Annotated in this window: 13 protein-coding genes; 3 read left to right on the top strand and 10 right to left on the bottom strand. The window is 68.5% G+C overall.

All coding sequences use genetic code 11. The features are described 5' to 3' along the window. Positions 1-64: 64 nt before the first annotated feature. Together AC3WMR_RS12290 and AC3WMR_RS12295 are read right to left on the bottom strand one after the other, a co-directional pair. On the bottom strand, positions 65-1,132 hold the full coding sequence (locus tag AC3WMR_RS12290) for a hypothetical protein (protein ID WP_492265235.1): 1,068 nt from the start codon (positions 1,130-1,132) through the stop codon (positions 65-67). 38 nt (positions 1,133-1,170) lie between these two features. Then, on the bottom strand, positions 1,171-1,629 hold the full coding sequence (locus AC3WMR_RS12295) for a hypothetical protein (protein ID WP_492265236.1): 459 nt from the start codon (positions 1,627-1,629) through the stop codon (positions 1,171-1,173). Between the two features lie 246 nt (positions 1,630-1,875). Between AC3WMR_RS12295 and ppk2 the strand changes: the two genes are divergently transcribed. Next, positions 1,876-3,096, top strand: a complete 1,221-nt coding sequence (gene ppk2 / locus AC3WMR_RS12300) for a polyphosphate kinase 2 (protein ID WP_492265237.1) — start codon at positions 1,876-1,878, stop codon at positions 3,094-3,096. A 75-nt stretch (positions 3,097-3,171) separates the two neighbouring features. On the opposite strand, the gene AC3WMR_RS12305 is transcribed toward ppk2, so the two are convergent. The 4 genes from AC3WMR_RS12305 to AC3WMR_RS12320 all read right to left on the bottom strand — a co-directional run bounded on the left by AC3WMR_RS12305 (position 3,172) and on the right by AC3WMR_RS12320 (position 7,336). Beyond that, positions 3,172-3,552 carry an RNA-binding S4 domain-containing protein gene (locus tag AC3WMR_RS12305; RefSeq protein ID WP_025135705.1) on the bottom strand — a complete coding sequence of 127 codons (381 nt, stop codon included), beginning with the start codon at positions 3,550-3,552 and terminating at the stop codon, positions 3,172-3,174. Between the two features lie 62 nt (positions 3,553-3,614). Beyond that, complete coding sequence (locus tag AC3WMR_RS12310; protein WP_492265238.1) at positions 3,615-5,309, bottom strand: putative bifunctional diguanylate cyclase/phosphodiesterase; 1,695 nt, start codon at positions 5,307-5,309, stop codon at positions 3,615-3,617. A 204-nt stretch (positions 5,310-5,513) separates the two neighbouring features. Beyond that, positions 5,514-6,503 carry a tripartite tricarboxylate transporter substrate binding protein gene (locus AC3WMR_RS12315; protein WP_492265239.1) on the bottom strand — a complete coding sequence of 330 codons (990 nt, stop codon included), beginning with the start codon at positions 6,501-6,503 and terminating at the stop codon, positions 5,514-5,516. Then, a complete protein-coding gene (locus AC3WMR_RS12320) occupies positions 6,500-7,336 on the bottom strand; it encodes an amidohydrolase family protein (protein ID WP_492265240.1) in 837 nt (278 codons plus the stop codon). The genes AC3WMR_RS12315 and AC3WMR_RS12320 overlap by 4 nt, the downstream gene beginning before the upstream one ends. Positions 7,337-7,467: 131 nt before the next feature. Here AC3WMR_RS12320 and AC3WMR_RS12325 point away from each other — a divergent pair, with 131 nt between their 5' ends. Both AC3WMR_RS12325 and AC3WMR_RS12330 read left to right on the top strand, forming a co-directional pair. Beyond that, entirely contained in the window at positions 7,468-8,355 is an 888-nt protein-coding gene (locus AC3WMR_RS12325; RefSeq protein ID WP_492265241.1) for a LysR family transcriptional regulator, read from the top strand. Between the two features lie 187 nt (positions 8,356-8,542). Beyond that, complete coding sequence (locus AC3WMR_RS12330; protein ID WP_492265242.1) at positions 8,543-10,375, top strand: ABC transporter ATP-binding protein/permease; 1,833 nt, start codon at positions 8,543-8,545, stop codon at positions 10,373-10,375. A gap of 43 nt (positions 10,376-10,418) precedes the next feature. Here the strand turns inward: AC3WMR_RS12330 and AC3WMR_RS12335 are convergent, their stop codons facing one another. From AC3WMR_RS12335 to AC3WMR_RS12350, 4 genes are all read right to left on the bottom strand, one after another. After that, complete coding sequence (locus tag AC3WMR_RS12335) at positions 10,419-11,222, bottom strand: aspartate dehydrogenase (RefSeq protein ID WP_492265243.1); 804 nt, start codon at positions 11,220-11,222, stop codon at positions 10,419-10,421. Between the two features lie 221 nt (positions 11,223-11,443). Continuing rightward, entirely contained in the window at positions 11,444-12,361 is a 918-nt protein-coding gene (locus AC3WMR_RS12340; RefSeq protein WP_492265244.1) for a BMP family ABC transporter substrate-binding protein, read from the bottom strand. Continuing rightward, the gene (locus AC3WMR_RS12345) at positions 12,358-13,335 is read right to left on the bottom strand and encodes a Bug family tripartite tricarboxylate transporter substrate binding protein (RefSeq protein ID WP_492265245.1); all 978 of its coding nucleotides are present in this window, start codon (positions 13,333-13,335) and stop codon (positions 12,358-12,360) included. The genes AC3WMR_RS12340 and AC3WMR_RS12345 overlap by 4 nt, the downstream gene beginning before the upstream one ends. 179 nt (positions 13,336-13,514) lie before the next feature. After that, positions 13,515-14,903: an amidohydrolase gene (locus AC3WMR_RS12350; RefSeq protein ID WP_492265246.1), complete on the bottom strand. Its 1,389-nt coding sequence runs from the start codon at positions 14,901-14,903 to the stop codon at positions 13,515-13,517. Positions 14,904-14,957: the final 54 nt, after the last annotated feature.

Genomic DNA, 14,957 nt, shown 5'->3' on the forward strand with positions numbered 1-14,957 from the left:
CAGGATACGCAGTGATGCGCCGATCCTGCGACGGCGCCGGTTCTGCGTCAGCGCAGAGCTGACCTCAGCGCAGGTCCGACGTCAGGTTGTCGAACTGCTGCAGTTCCAGCCGGGTGCGTTCGTCGGTCAGGCGCCGCACCGTCAACTGATGCGCCTGGAAGCGCGTCAAGAGCGCGTCCTGGTCGAACACGATCTCGTCATGCTGGGCGCGCCACGACCGGCGGTTGTCGTCGAGCAGGTTGATCATCTTTTCGAACTCGGCCAGCGTCTGGCGTTCGATGTCCCAGTTGCGCGCCAGGGTTGCCCGCTGGGTTGCGCGCGACTTCAGGGCGCCTTCGATCATCTGGTTCTTCTGCTGTTCTGTCAGGTCCAGGCTGCGGATGATGACGGGTACGTCGGCCAGCAGCTTCTGGTTCTGCTGGCTGTATTTCTGCACGATGCGCTGCGATTGCTCCAGGATCAGCCGGCTTTCCACCAGGCCGCGGTCGCGCGCCAGACGGTTGGCGATGAACAGTTCCGACAGCCGAACCTCGTCCAGTTCCTTCATGTAGGCGCGGTATTGCGCCAGGCGCTGGCCCAGCATCAGCTTCACGCCGCGCTCGATCTGGCCGTAGGCGCCGCGGGCCTTGGGGGTGGGGTCGATGTCCGGCACGTCGCCGGTCGGATGGTCGACGGCGTACATGGCCGTGCGCATCAGCTCGCCGGCATGGCGGATCTCGGCGTAGGCGGTGTCTTTCTGCACCCGCTGGTAGGCGCCCATCGCGCTCACGGTGACGAACGTGGCCACGAGCGCCAGGCCCACGCCGAACGCGATACGCATGCGGCTGCGAGGGGTGCGCAAGCGCTTGAACAGTGACAGCACCCCGATCACGACCGCAGGCGGAATCGCCAGCGCGATGGCCGCGCCGAGGCCGTAGCCGACGGTCGCTGCCGGGCTGGCATCCATCGACGGCGAATAACGCCGCACGCTGATTGCCATCAACCAGAGGCCGATGTAGATCGCCCAGGTGTAGAACTTGAGCGCGCGGCCGGCGCTGGGCGGGGTACGCAGGGCGGCGGCCAGCGCAGGGGTCGCCGCCGTTTCCGAGGGCTCGCTTTCAAGGCTCAGGATGGGGTCTTTGCGCGTGTCCACGGCGGGCGGAAGGGGCGAGAAATAATTGGCGGTAAATGTTACTGTGCGGCCTTTTCCGGCGCAATCGAATCTCGCTGCCAGGCCACCCATTCGCCCGCGCCGTCGAAGTGGCGCGGCCCGCGTTTCGTGGCGGCCAGGCCGGCGCGCAGGACCTCGTGGTTCAGGCCCGGCATGTGCCGCAGCAGGGCCGGCGGCAAAGCCTGCGCGTCCAGCACGTCCTCGTCGAATTCCACCGCCATCAACGCGCCGTCGTCCTGCACCCGCACGTACCACAGGCCTTCCATGTAGTCGCCATGCCAGGGGTCCGGAAACACGGCCTGCCGAAAGCGAAAGCCGAATTCATGCACGTCTTCCCAGGGCCACGATTGGCGCAGGCCCATGCGCGCGGCCAGCTCGCTGGCGCGTGTGAAGCCGGCGTCGTCGAAGCGGATGGTTTCGGCGAACGGGTCGGGCGGGGCAGGCGGGCCGGCAAGCAGCCTTTTCAGGAATGACCACATGGTGGCGTCGGGGAAGCGGATTCGATGCGGCAGTGTACCGGCGGGCGGCGCCGGCCGTATGACGAGCGCGCCAATCCCTGCAAGGCGATCCCGGCAAAAGCGGACACCCTGGCCGCAGGCTGCAAAGATGTTACAAGTCTTGATTCATATCAACGTCCCGCGCCATGGCGCGGGTTAGGGTTGCGCTTTTTCCTGACGGGTCGCCGGCGACTGGCCGGGCCCCACGCGCAGCAAGGACAGGGATCCATGACAGACAAGACCTCGCAAGCCTCCGAATCGACCCATGCCGACATCGCCGCCAAGCCGGCCACCAAGTCCGCCGCCAAGCGCACCGCCGGGGTACGGGCATCGGCCGCCAGGCGCTCGCAAGCCGCGCGCCGCGCGCCGGGCACCGCATCGTCTGCCTCGCGCAGCAAGCACGCAGAGGCCGCCGTCGCCCAACTGCCGTCCATCGAACCCGCCGTCACGGCCCGCAAGCGCGTCAACGCGCGTGAGGTCGCCGCGCGCCAGGAAACCACGGCCGTGCTGGCCGACATTGCCCGGCGCTACACCGTGGGCGAATCCGGCGAGGCCCACGAGGCGCTGCGCTCGGTCATCGAAGAACTGTCGCCCGACGACGCGATGGCCGTGCACCGCGCATTGCTGCAAGCCAATGCACAGGCGCCCGCCGCCCGGCGCAATCCCGACGAGGAACTGGCCACCGATTGGCGCGAGGGCATCTACCCCTACAAGCACCGCATGCTGCGGCGCAATTACGAAAAGCAGAAGTACGCCTTGCAGGTTGAACTGCTGAAACTGCAGGCTTGGGTCAAGGCGACCGGCCAGCGCGTGGTGATCCTGTTCGAAGGGCGCGACGCGGCCGGCAAGGGCGGCACCATCAAGCGCATGATGGAACACCTGAATCCGCGCGGCGCGCGCGTGGTGGCGCTGGAAAAGCCGTCCGACACCGAGCGAGGCCAATGGTATTTCCAGCGCTATGTGCAGCACCTGCCCACGGCGGGCGAGATCGTGATGTTCGACCGATCCTGGTACAACCGCGCCGGCGTCGAACGCGTGATGGGCTTTTGCACGCAGGCGGAATACCTTGAATTCCTGCGCCAGGTGCCCGACTTCGAGCGCAACCTGGTCGCCAGCGGCATCCACCTGGTGAAGTTCTGGTTTTCGGTCAGCCAGGAAGAACAGCGTCGCCGTTTCCTGCAACGCAAGGTGCATCCGCTCAAGCAGTGGAAGCTCAGCCCGGTCGACCTGGCGTCGCTGGACAAGTGGGACGACTACACCCGCGCCAAGGAGGCGATGTTCGCGCACACCGACACCGCCGATGCGCCGTGGATCGTGGTCAAGTCCGACTGCAAGAAGCGCGCGCGCCTGAACGCCATGCGCTACCTGATCGGCCGCCTGCCGTACGAAGGCAAGAGCGCCGAGCCTGAGATGGCGCTGGATTCGCTGATCGTGGGGCGGGCGCTGTAAAGCCGGGCTCGTCGGGCTGGGCCTGCGCGTCGGCCGGGCCGGCGCGGCGTCGCCGCTGAGTGCGAGGCGCGCCGCTTACTTGCCGCGCATCTGATCGATCAGCCGCCGATCGCGCTTGGTCGGCCGGCCGGCGGCGATATCCAGCGCGGGCTCCGGCGCCAGGCGCCGCATTTCCGCCGCGCGGGCGCGGGCGGCGGCGCTTTCGGGGGTTTCCTCGTACAACTGCCGTGCCACCGGCGCCGGGCCGCGCACGCCGCTGACCGCCACCACGCGCACGTGCAGCGCGGGGTCTTCCTTGCGGATGCTGACCAGGTCGCCAGCGCCGACTTCGCGCGCCGGCTTGGCGGGCTGGCCGTTGACCTGCACCCGGCCCTTGCCGATCTCGTCCACCGCCAGGCTGCGCGTCTTGTAGAAGCGCGCCGCCCAGAGCCATTTATCCAGCCGTATCTTTTCCATCGTGGTTCATCCAGACATCAGCCGGACATGATAGCGGTTGGCGCCGCGCCTGCGCGACACCGTCACGACTGCGAGTCGCGCAGCAGCGCGGCAAACGCGCTGGCGGGCAGGGCGCGGCTGAAGAGGAACCCCTGCATGGCATCGCAGCCTTCCTCGATCAGCATCTGCCGCTGCGCCTCGGTCTCGACGCCTTCGGCCAGCGTGCGCATGCCCAGCGAATGCGCCAGGCGCACCACGCCGCGGATCACGGCGGTGGCCGTTGGCATTTTGCCCAGCGCCCAGACGAAGGACTGGTCGATCTTGAGCGTGTCGATCGGCAGCCGCACCAGGTAAGCCAGGCTGGAATAGCCGGACCCGAAGTCATCCAGCGACGCCGAGATGCCGGCCTGGCGCAGTTCCATCAGAATTCCCGAGGCCTTTTCGACGTCGCTCATCAGCGAATTTTCGGTCACCTCGACGTCCAGCAGCGTCGGCGGCACGCCATGCACCTGCGCCAGCCGCACGATGGTGCCGGCCAGGTTGGGCGCCACCAACTGGCGGGCCGACAGGTTGAACGAGATGCGCGGCACGGGCAGGGCATCGGCCAGCCATTCGCTGATGTGCTGGCAGGTGGCATTGGCCACCCACTCGGTCAGCGCCGATTCCAGCGGCGAATCCAGGATCACGTCCAGGAACGCGGCCGGGCCCAGCAGGCCGCGGGTGGGATGGCGCCAGCGCAGCAACGCCTCGGCGCCGCACAGCGACCCGTCGTGCATGCTGATCTGCGGCTGGAAGTGCAGTTCGAACTGGTTGTTGGTCAGCGCGCCCTGAATATCGCCGCGCAGCGACAGGCGCGCGCCCAGGCCCTGCATCAGTTCGCGGTGGTACAGGCGCACCTGGAAGCGGCCGGCCGACTTGGCGGCGTACATCGCGGCATCGGCATAGTTCAGCAGCATCTCGGCGGATTCGCCGGGCGTGTTCAGCATCGCGATGCCGATGCACGCGCCCAGCGACACCGAACGGCCATGGATGTCGCTGGGCCGCGACAGCGCATTCAGGATCGAATTGGCCAGCGCTTCGGCCGCGCGCTCGTTGGTGTCGCGCAGCACCAGCAGGAATTCGTCGCCGCCGACGCGGGCGCAGAAGATCGACGGCGTCAAGAACTTGCGCAGCCGCTCCGCCACGTCGCACAGCAGCAGGTCCCCCTCGGCATGGCCGAAGGCGTCGTTGACTTCCTTGAAGCGGTCCAGGTCCAGGAACAGCACGGCCAGCGACGGGTTCTGCGCGGTCAGCCCCGGCGTCGCGTCGGCGATGGCGCCGGACAGCGTTTCCATGCACTGGCGCCGGTTGGGCAGGCCGGTCAGGTAGTCATGCGTGGCCTGGTACCTGAGCTGGGCGGTCTCTTCGCGTTCGCGCGAGACGTCGCGCAGCAGCACGGCCAGGCCGTTGTCGTGGGGAAAGGCGCGGGCCTCGTACCACGTGGCCAGCGGCGCGTAATAGCCGGTGTGGCTGGACGGGCGGTCCGTTTGCAGCGCGGCGCGACAGGCCTCGTAGTAGCCGGTGCCGACCAGGTCGGGACAGGCATCCCACAGGGCCTGTCCCACCAGGTCTTGGCTGCTGCGGCGCAGCAGCCGTTCGGCGGCGGGGTTCACGTAGCGCACGTGCCACGTGCGGTCCAGCGAGATGAAGCCGTCGGCCAGGCCGTCGAGCGTGGCGCCGTCCAGGTTGGCCGCGCCGGCGGGCGGGGGCGGTGATGGCTCGTTGCTTTCGTGGTTCATCTCGTTCCGGACTTCCCTGGGCGCATTCGATCCGCTCTTTGTATCGCATCGGGGGGGCCGCGTAAAACCAAAAAAACAACCAAAAAGCCGTCCAAAAAAAACGGGCGCCCCTAAGGGCGCCCCAAGACCGGCAATCCGGTAGCGGACCGTCGGGCCGTGCCTGGCATCCCGGGGACGCGCGACGCAGCCAGGTCCGGGCAGTACTCAATCCAGTTTCAGACCGGCTTCCTTGACCACGCGTTGCCATTTTTCGATTTCGGCGCGGCGGAAGGTATCCAGTTCGGCCGGCGTCGAGCCGATGGGTTCGGCGCCGATGCCTTCGAGCTGTTCAGCGATCTGCGGGTCCTTCAGCACCTTGGCCAGGGCTTGCGAGACCTGGTTGACGATCTCGGGCGGCGTGCCGGCGGGTGCGAACACGGCGTTCCATTCATAGGTCTCGTAGCCCGGCACACCGGATTCGGCGATAGTGGGCAGGTCGGGCGCGGCCTTCGAGCGTTGCGATCCGCCCACGGCCACGGCGCGCAGCTTGCCGTTCTTCACGTGCTGCCAGGCCGAGCCCATGCTGGCGAACATGACCGGCACCTGGCCGGACATGACGTCGATCATGGCCGGGCCGCCGCCCTTGTAGGCCACGTGCTGCAGCTGGGTCTTGGCCAGCAGGTTGAACAGTTCGCCGGCCAGGTGCTGCGCGGAGCCGGGGCCGGCCGAGGCGAAATAGACATGGTCCTTGGCGCCGGGCTGGCCCAGCTTGATCAGGTCGGCCACGGTCTTGACTTCGTACGACGGCGTCACCACCAGCACGTTGGGCACGCGCAGCAGCAGCGATACCGGGGCAAAGGCGGTCAGCGTGTCGAACTGCATCTTGGGGTGCAGGGCGGGGTTCTGCGCGTGGTTGGACGCGTCCAGCATCAGCGTGTAGCCGTCGGGCTGGGCCTTGGCCACCACCGCGCCGCCGATCATGCCGCCGGCGCCGCCGCGGTTTTCGATCACCACCGGCTGGCCCAGTTCGGCCGCCAGCTTGGGGCCGATGAGACGGGCCACCACGTCGACCGTGCCGCCGGGCGGGTAGGTCACGACCAGCGTGACGGCGCGCTCGGGATAGGCAGCCTGTGCCGCGCCGGCCGCGCCGGCCAGCAATCCGGCGGCGGCCAGCAGGCTGCCGCGCTGCGCGAGGCGTTTGAACAGAGGGGTCATCGTGGGTCTCCTTGGAATTGGAACAGCTGCAACGGCGTGTCGGCGAGAACGGCGCGCCGTTGCGCGGGGTCGTCGAGCCAGGCGTCCAGCCACTGCGTCGCCGCGGGGTAGGACGCCAGGTGGCGATGCTCGGTGTGGGGCCAGTCGCTGCCCCACATGAGTCGGGCGGGCGTGTAGGCGCGCAGCAATTGCTGCGTGGCCTCGCGCCCGGATGCGGCACAGGCGGGCGTGGGCCAATTGCGGTACGCGGCCGCCAGCTTGACCCAGACGCGGCCGCTGTCGGCCTGGCGCAGCAGCCAGGCAAAGCCTGGGTCGGCCACGCCCAGCGCGGGGTCGGGCCGGCCGAAATGATCCACCACCAGGCGGCAGCCGGCTTGCAGCAGCGCCGGCATGATATCGGCCAGGCGCGCGGCCTGCACGTGGATTTCGACATGCCAGCCCAGCGCATTGACGCGGTCCAGCAGATGGCGCCAGGCCGGCGCCGCGACGTCGGGCAAGGGCAGGCCGATCAGGTTCAGGCGGATGCCGACCACGCCGGCCGCAGCCAGGGCCTGCAACGCCTCGTCCGTAATGGCGGGGTCCACCACCGCCACGCCGCGCAGCCGGTCGGGTTGCGCACGCAGCGCCTGGACCAGGTGGCTGTTGTCGGTGCCCAGGAAACTGGGCTGCACCAGCACGCCGTGCGTCAGGCCGTGCGTATCCAGCAGGGCCAGGTACTGGTCCAGCGTGGCGTCGTAGTCGGGGGTGTGGCGGCGCGTGTCCGCCAGCGCCAGGCCTTGCCGGAATACGTGGGCGTGGGTGTCGACGGCGGGGCCGGTCGCGGACGGGGGCAAGGCGGGTCTCCTGAGGGCGGGTGCGGAGCCAGTGGCCCGCACGCTTCTGTAAGGTTTTGTAAGGCGGGATTGTAGGGACACCAGGTATAGTTTTCTATTGTGTAAAAGCGCTTTATTTATATTGGATTGATATGGAAACCCGGCATTTGCGCTATTTCCTGGCCGTCGTCGACCACGGCAGCGTCAGCCGCGCCTCGGAATGGCTGGGCATTGCCCAGCCGGCGCTCAGCCAGGCGCTGGGCCGCATGGAAAAAGATCTCGGCGTGCGCCTGTTCGAACGCTCGCGCCAGGGCAGCAGCCCCACGCCGGCCGCCATCGCCATCCTGGAAGACGTGCGCGCCAGCGTCACCCGCATCGATGCCGCCGCCCGCCGCGCCCAGGAAATCGGCCGCGGCAGCGCCGGGCAACTGACCGTGGGGCTGGTGTCGTCGGCACTGTTCAACACGCTGCCTCGCGCGCTGCGCGAAATGCGGCGGCAGGCGCCCGGCGTGCGCATCATCCTGCGCGAGATGAGCAACGCCGAGCAGGCCGAAGCCTTGCAGACCGGCGAGATCGATATCGGACTGATGCACACCCCGGTGGCGGTGGGCGGCCGCATGCGCGAACGCCAGTTGCTGCGCGACCGCCTGGTGGCGGCCGTGCCGGACGAGTTCGAGGTTGCGCCGGACGGCCAGGTGTCGATGGCGCAGATCGCCCAGGCCGGCCTGGTGATGTATCCGCAATCGCAATTGCCGGCGTTCTATGCCGACATCCTGGACGCCATGCGCAAAGGCGGCCACGACGCCCACGTCGCGCAGGAAGCCAACCGCACCCTGACCGTGCTGGCCTGCGTGGCGGGCGGCTGCGGCGTGGCGCTGCTGCCCAGCTGGATCCGGTCGCTGGATTTCAGCGGCGTGCGTTTCTGCGAAGTGCGCGACGGCGAACGCCTGCCCAGCTTCGACCTCAGCGCCATCTGGCCGGCGCGGTCGGTGCCGACGCTGGCGGATACGTTCGCCAATCTGGATCTGGGGGCGCGGTAAGGCCAGGGCCGCCTTGCACGGCATGGTGCCGTTGCTGCGCAGCTGGCTGCGGGCCTATCCTGGCCCAGTCTTTCAGTCCGCCTTCAGTCGCGCCGCCGAACGCTTAAGCCACGCTTAAGACCGCGTTTTCGCCGGAACTACCCCCCCTTCGTCGTTCTAACCAGAAACGACGCTAGAGGGGCATGTCATGGATCTGAACTGGCAGCAGCAGTTATGGGAAAGCGCGCTTTGGCTGGCGCGCGCCTGTGGCATCACCGCCATCGCGCTGGTGGCGGTGTCCCTGGCGTTGTCGCGCTGGACCGACTGGGGCCGCAAGTTCTGGCGCCTGGCCTGGCCCTACCTGACGCCGCGCCGCAGCTGGCGGCCGCTGCTGACGCTGGCTGCGCTGCTGTTCCTGGCGATGTTCTCGGTCCGCATGACGGTGCTGTTTTCCTATTGGTACAACGGCTTCTACAGCGCCTTGCAGGCGCTGGACCCGACCGCATTCTGGCGCTTCCTGGGCATCTTTTCGGTGCTGGCCAGCGTGCACGTGGTGCGCTCGCTGGTCGACAGCTACGCCGGCCAGGCTTTCGACATCCACTGGCGGGTGTGGCTCAACGACCGCCTGACCGGCGACTGGCTGGGCGCGCGCGCCTACTACCGCAGCCACTTCGTCGGCGAGCCGGTGGACAACCCCGACCAGCGCATCGAGCAGGACATCTCGATGTTCGTCACCGGTTCGCGCAGCCTGGCCATCGGTGCGCTCAGCGCGATGGTGTCGCTGGTGGCGTTCACGGGCATCCTGTGGAACCTGTCCGGGCCGCTGGGTGTGGCCGGCGTCGAGATTCCGCGCGCCATGGTCTTCATGGTGTACCTGTATGTCATCGTCGCCACGTTGTTCGCCTTCAAGATCGGACGGCCGTTGATCCTCTTGAACTTCCTGTCCGAACGCCTGACCGCCAACTTCCGCTACGCCTTGCTGCGGCTGCGCGAAAACGCCGAGAACGTGGCCTTCTATCAAGGCGAAGCCGTCGAGCGCGCCACGCTGTGGACGCGGTTTTCGGCCTACATCGCCAACCTGTGGGCGCGGGTGTATCGGGGCCTGAAGTTCGACGGCTTCAACCTGGCGGTCAGCCAGGTGGCGGTGGTTTTCCCCTTCCTGTTGCAGGCGCAGCGCTTTTTCAGCGGCGCCATCAAGCTGGGCGACGTCATGCAGACCGCGCAGGCCTTCGGCCAGGTGCAGGATTCGTTGTCATTCTTTCGTACCTCGTACGATTCGTTCGCCCAGTACCGCGCCACGCTGAACCGCCTGGCGGGCTTTCTGGATGCGAACGCGGCGGCACGTGAACTGCCGGCCATCGAGCCGCAACCCTTGTCCGACGGCCTGCAGATCACCGGCCTGGATGTGTCGCGGCCCGACGGGCAGGCCTTGTTGCGCCAGTTGAATCTGTCGCTGCATCCGGGCCAGGCCCTGCTGATCAAGGGGCCGTCGGGCAGTGGCAAGACCACCTTGCTGCGCGCCCTGGCCGGCCTGTGGCCGTATGCGCAGGGCAGCGTGCAGCGGCCGCTGGGCGCGGCGGCGCTGTTCCTGTCGCAACGGCCCTATCTGCCGCTGGGTGCGCTGCGCGATGCGGTGGCGTATCCGGGCCACGCCCAGGCGGGTGACGACACCCGCCTGGCGGCCGCGCTGCGGCAAGTGAACCTGGGCCACCTGGCCGGGCGTCTGGACGAAGCGGCCGACTGGTCGCGCATCCTGTCCATCGGCGAGCAGCAACGCGTGGCGTTCGCCCGCGTGCTGTTCAACCGGCCCGCCATCGTGTTCCTGGACGAAGCCACGTCGGCCACCGACGAAGGCCTGGAACACATGCTGTACAGCCTGCTGCGCCAGGAACTGCCGGATTGCATGCTGGTCAGCGTGGGCCATCGCAGCACGCTGGACCCGTTTCATACGCACCGGCTGGCGCTGGATGGCGAGGGCGGGTGGACGATGGGGGCGATGGATGCTGCGCACGGGTCTGCGCGCACGTTGGCCGCTGCGTAGGCACGACGTTCAGGACGGCGGTGAACGTCGCATCAAGGAACGCTCAGGTACCGACGCGCAGCGGCCCGGTCAGCTTGCGCAGCGCGGCGATGACGCTTTGCGCGGTGATGCGGCCGGTCTTGGGGTTGGCCGACGGGATGTTCTGGATTTCCATCGAGAACGAGGCCGAATCGGACACCACTTCGACGCGGTGGATATTGCGTTCCAGCGACGGGTCGGCCCAGATTTCGAGCGTGGTGCGATCCGGCCCGATGCCGGCCAGCGACACGCTGACCGCGACGTTCAGGTTGGCCGGGAAACCCACGGCCGCTTCGCGCGGCGAGCCGCGGAAGATCAGGCGCGGCTCGGTGATGTCGGCGATGTCGATGTTGTTGTCCACCAGGTACGGCGCGCCGAGCAGGCCGCGCACCGGCTTGCGGGTGATCATGGTGACCGAGTGGATGACGCCTTCGGCGGCGGCGGTGATGGCGTCCAGGCCCAGGATGGCGCCGGACGGCACCAGGATCTGGCCCTGGTGGGCGCGCGCCAGTTCGATCAGGTCGTCGTGGCGCAGCAGCGCGCCCGAGCTCAGCACCACCAGTTTCTTGCCGGCCTTGAGCACCGGTTCGGCTAGTTCGCGGAACACGGCGGCGGGGGCGCATTCGACGACCACGTCGCAGTGTTCGACCAGCTCGCCGATGGAGGTGAAGGTGGGCTTGGCGTTTTGCCAGGCGAAGGCGGGCGGGGCCTTGGGGTCGCGCACGGCCACGGCGGCCAGGGTCAGGCCGGGCAGGCCGGCATCCAGGGATTGCGCCACGGCCTGGCCGATGGCGCCGAAGCCGGCGATGCCGACGCGGTAGCTGTTCATGGAAGATTCCGGATGAAGATCGCGGCGAGCCGCGGGGTCGAAGGCTGGGCCAGCGGGCGGTGGGTCTGCCCGGCCAGGGTCGGCGGTCACTGTAGCGAGGGGGCGGGCAGGCGTCAATGATGGGTGGGAATGGTCGGACGACTGAACGGGGCGTCGCTCACAGGGGGCGCGACCGGCGCGGCGAGCCGTGGCAACCGAACCACGATAGCGATCCGACGCCCTTAAGCGCCCGAGTCTTCCAGCGCAAATTCCTGCCCGGTGTAGTCACCGGCCACCTGCACGTCGCCACGCACCAAGCGGGCCGACCAGTCATCCAGAATGCGGCGCTCCTCGGCGCTGACGTCCGCGCCCAGCACCAGGCGCAGCGAGGCCTCGGCTTGCAGACCGAAATGCGTGATCTCGCCCACCCGCAGCGCCCCGGCCGCATGGTCGGCCGCGGCGCGTTCCACGCACAGGCCGGAATCGGCCAGCGCCGATGCCAGGAATACGGCCGGATCGCGCGCCACCCAATCGAGCACGTTGCCGATCTGGCGCAGCCCGTGGCGGCGGCATGACTCGGTGATGCCGCCACGGCCGCCGTCCATCATCGCGAACACGACCCGGGCGCCGCGCGCGGCCAGGCCATCAGTCCAGGCACCGGCCAGCACGGGGTCGTGCTGGTCGCCGCAAAAGCCCGTCAGCGGGTCCTGGCCCCGCACCCGGCGCACGCCGTCGGCATAGGCCGCGCGACCCTTCAGGCCGGGCCGCACGCGCTCGCCCGACAAGTGCGCCGCGCCGCCGCGCAGCCCCGCCAGCACGCCGGCCAGGAAGGCGGTGTGTTCCTGCAGGATGTCGTACGAAGCCACGTTGGCGGCGTGATGGCTGCCCTGGGTGATGGCGAACTGCGTGCGCGCAAAGCGCGGTGCGATGCGCGCCACCGGAACGTCGCCCTGGCCGCCGTGCACGATGACCAGGTCGGGCCCGGCCGCGCACAGGTCCGCCAGGCGCTCGGTGCGCCGGTCCGGATCGTTGTCGGCGATCCATTCAATCTGTAGCGCATGGCCCGCCCGGGCGGCGCGCGCGGCCCCTTCGACCGCGGCTTCGTTGAAGCCGCCACGGCCCGGGTGGCCGAACAGCACCAGCACGCGGCGGGCGCTCACAGGCTGGCTCCGGTAGCACGCACCACCGGCCCCCAGGCATCGGCCTGGCGGCGCACGAAGTCGGTGAATTCGCTGGGTGATTTGTCGGCCAGCACGAAACCCTGGCCTTCCAGTTTGGCGCGCAGGTCGGGCGTTTGCAGCACCTGCGTCAACGCGGCGTGCAGGCGCTGGCTGATGGCATCCGGCAAGCCGGCCGGCCCCGAAAGACCGATGAAGTTCTCGGCCACCAGGCCGGGGTAGCCCAGTTCGCCCACCGCCGGAATCGCCGGCGCTTGCGGCACGCGCTGCTGCGTCGTGACGGCCAAGAGGCGCAACTGCCCGGTACGCAGGAACGGCAGGTTCTGCGGCAGCGCATCGACCGCGAAGCGGATCTGGCCGCCCAGCAGGTCATTGCGCATCGCGCCTGATCCCTTGTACGGAATGTGCTGCAGCGGCGCGCCGGTCTGGCGCGCATACAGTTCGCCCACGATCTGGCCGACCGAGGCCAGGCCGCCGCTGCCGTATTGCACGGGTTCGGGCTGCGCCTTGATCCAGTCGGTCAGCTGCGCGAAGGTCTCGACGGGCACGGATGGGTGCACGACAAAGGCGGTCGGCACGGCGCCGATGTACGCGACATGGCGAAAGCTGGTCAGCGGGTCGTAGCTGTGTTGCGGCATCAGCGCGGGCGAGATCGACAGCGGCGCCGAGTTCGCCATCAGCAGCGTGTAGCCATCGGCCGGGGCCTGCGCCACTTGCGCCGCGCCCAGGGTGGACCCGGCGCCGGGCCGGTTCTCGATCACGATGGCCTGGCCCAGCAGGTCCGCCAGGCTCGGCGCGATGATGCGCGCGGCGATGTCGCTGGCGCCGCCCGGCGGAAAAGTCACCACCAGCCGGATGGGGCGTTCGGGCCACGCGGCGGCGCGCGCCGGACGGGGCCGCGCAAGCGGCAGCGCCAGCGCGCTGGCAAGCAGAAGTCGGCGTCGGGAAATCGGCATGGCGGTACGGCTCTTTGGCGGCAAAGGGCCGTACTGTAGGAAACCGCGCGGCGTCCCACAAAGACTTTATGGCGGTTTGCTTATGCCCGCCGCGCAAGGCAGCGGGTGCGTCGGCAACGCACGCCTTGCACGTGCGTCCGAGGGCCTGCCGCGCGGGCAGGCCCTGGCCGGCTGCGAGGCTAGCTGCCCTTCCTGGCGCGGGCCATGTAGTCCACGGTCAGGTTCGACAAGGCGCGCACGCCGTTGATCAGGCCCGATTCATCCACGTAGAAACGCGGCGAGTGGTTGGGCGCGGCGGTTTCCGGATCGGTGCCCTTGGGCGTCACGCCCAGGTAGAAGAACATGCCCGGCACCTTCTCCTGGTAGAAGGAAAAGTCTTCCGACGCGGTCGACTTGGGCTGCAGGCCGTAGTTGCCTTCACCGGCCACGCGCCGCAGGGTGGGGCCCATTTCCTCGGTCAGGCCGGGGTTGTTGACGGTGGCGTTGTACAGCTCGACCACCCGCACATCGGCCTTGGCGCCCGCGCTCTGCGCGATCATCGTGGCCGTGCGTTCGATGCGCTGGTGGATGTCCTTCTTCATGCCTTCGTCGTACGTCCGGATGGTGCCCGTCATGGCGACGCTGTCCGGCACGATGTTCATGCGGTTGCCGCCATGGATGGCGCCCACGGTGATCACCGCCGGTTCCAGCATGCTGTTGATCTGGCGGCTGGGAATGGTCTGCAGGCCCAGGATGATCTGCGAGCTGACCACGATGGGGTCAATGCCCGACCAGGGGCGCGCGCCATGGGTCTGCTTGCCCGTGACGTCGATCCAGAACTGGTCGGCCGCCGCCATTGCCGGGCCGCTGCGCCACGACAGCTTGCCCACCGGGTAGCTGCTGGACACGTGCAGGCCGAAGATCGCGTCGACCTTGGGATTTTCCAGCACGCCTTCCTGCACCATCATCTTGGCGCCCCAGATCTTCTTGCCGTCCGGCTCGAAATCGGCCGGGCTTTCCTCGGCGGGCTGGAAGATGAATTTGACGCTGCCGGGCAACTGGTCCTTCATGCCGGCCAGCACTTCGGCCGTGGCCATCAGAATGGCGGTGTGGGCATCGTGGCCGCAGGCGTGCATCACGTCCACTTCCTTGCCCAGGTAGGTGCCCTTGGCCTTCGAGGCAAACGGCACGTCGACCTGTTCCTTCACCGGCAGCGCGTCCATGTCGGCGCGCAGCGCCACCACCGGACCGGGCTTGCCGCCCTTCAGTACCGCGACCACGCCCGTGCCCGCCACGCCGGTCTTGACCTCCATGCCCAGCGCACGCAAGTGGTCGGCCACCAGCTTGGACGTGCGGTTTTCCTGGTTGCCCAGTTCGGGATGCTGGTGGATGTCGCGGCGCCACGCGATGAGCTTGTCTTCGATGGCCTTGGCGCGCTGGTCGATCTGCGCGGCCAGCGCCGCGTCGGGCGCGGGCTGCAGCGGACCTTGCGTGCCGGGCGCGCTTTGCGCGGTGGCCAGTCCGCTCATGGCCAGGTGCGCGGCCAGCGCCAACGGCGCCAGGCGCCACGCGATATTGCGTTGCTTCATGGTTGTCTCCTCTTGGTTGTTAACCTGTTATTGGGCGGAAATCTTACCCGAGCG

The organism is Achromobacter sp. FW305-C-28 (assembly GCF_058783235.1).

Excerpts from the sequence above, each read along its gene's own strand:
- ppk2 (WP_492265237.1), top strand. The coding sequence starts at position 1,876 with ATGACAGACAAGACCTCGCAAGCCTCCGAATCGACCCATGCCGACATC.
- AC3WMR_RS12295 (WP_492265236.1), bottom strand. The coding sequence starts at position 1,629 with ATGTGGTCATTCCTGAAAAGGCTGCTTGCCGGCCCGCCTGCCCCGCCC.
- AC3WMR_RS12325 (WP_492265241.1), top strand. The coding sequence starts at position 7,468 with ATGGAAACCCGGCATTTGCGCTATTTCCTGGCCGTCGTCGACCACGGC.
- AC3WMR_RS12305 (WP_025135705.1), bottom strand. The coding sequence starts at position 3,552 with ATGGAAAAGATACGGCTGGATAAATGGCTCTGGGCGGCGCGCTTCTAC.
- AC3WMR_RS12335 (WP_492265243.1), bottom strand. The coding sequence starts at position 11,222 with ATGAACAGCTACCGCGTCGGCATCGCCGGCTTCGGCGCCATCGGCCAG.
- AC3WMR_RS12315 (WP_492265239.1), bottom strand. The coding sequence starts at position 6,503 with ATGACCCCTCTGTTCAAACGCCTCGCGCAGCGCGGCAGCCTGCTGGCC.
- AC3WMR_RS12345 (WP_492265245.1), bottom strand. The coding sequence starts at position 13,335 with ATGCCGATTTCCCGACGCCGACTTCTGCTTGCCAGCGCGCTGGCGCTG.
- AC3WMR_RS12350 (WP_492265246.1), bottom strand. The coding sequence starts at position 14,903 with ATGAAGCAACGCAATATCGCGTGGCGCCTGGCGCCGTTGGCGCTGGCC.
- AC3WMR_RS12330 (WP_492265242.1), top strand. The coding sequence starts at position 8,543 with ATGGATCTGAACTGGCAGCAGCAGTTATGGGAAAGCGCGCTTTGGCTG.
- AC3WMR_RS12310 (WP_492265238.1), bottom strand. The coding sequence starts at position 5,309 with ATGAACCACGAAAGCAACGAGCCATCACCGCCCCCGCCCGCCGGCGCG.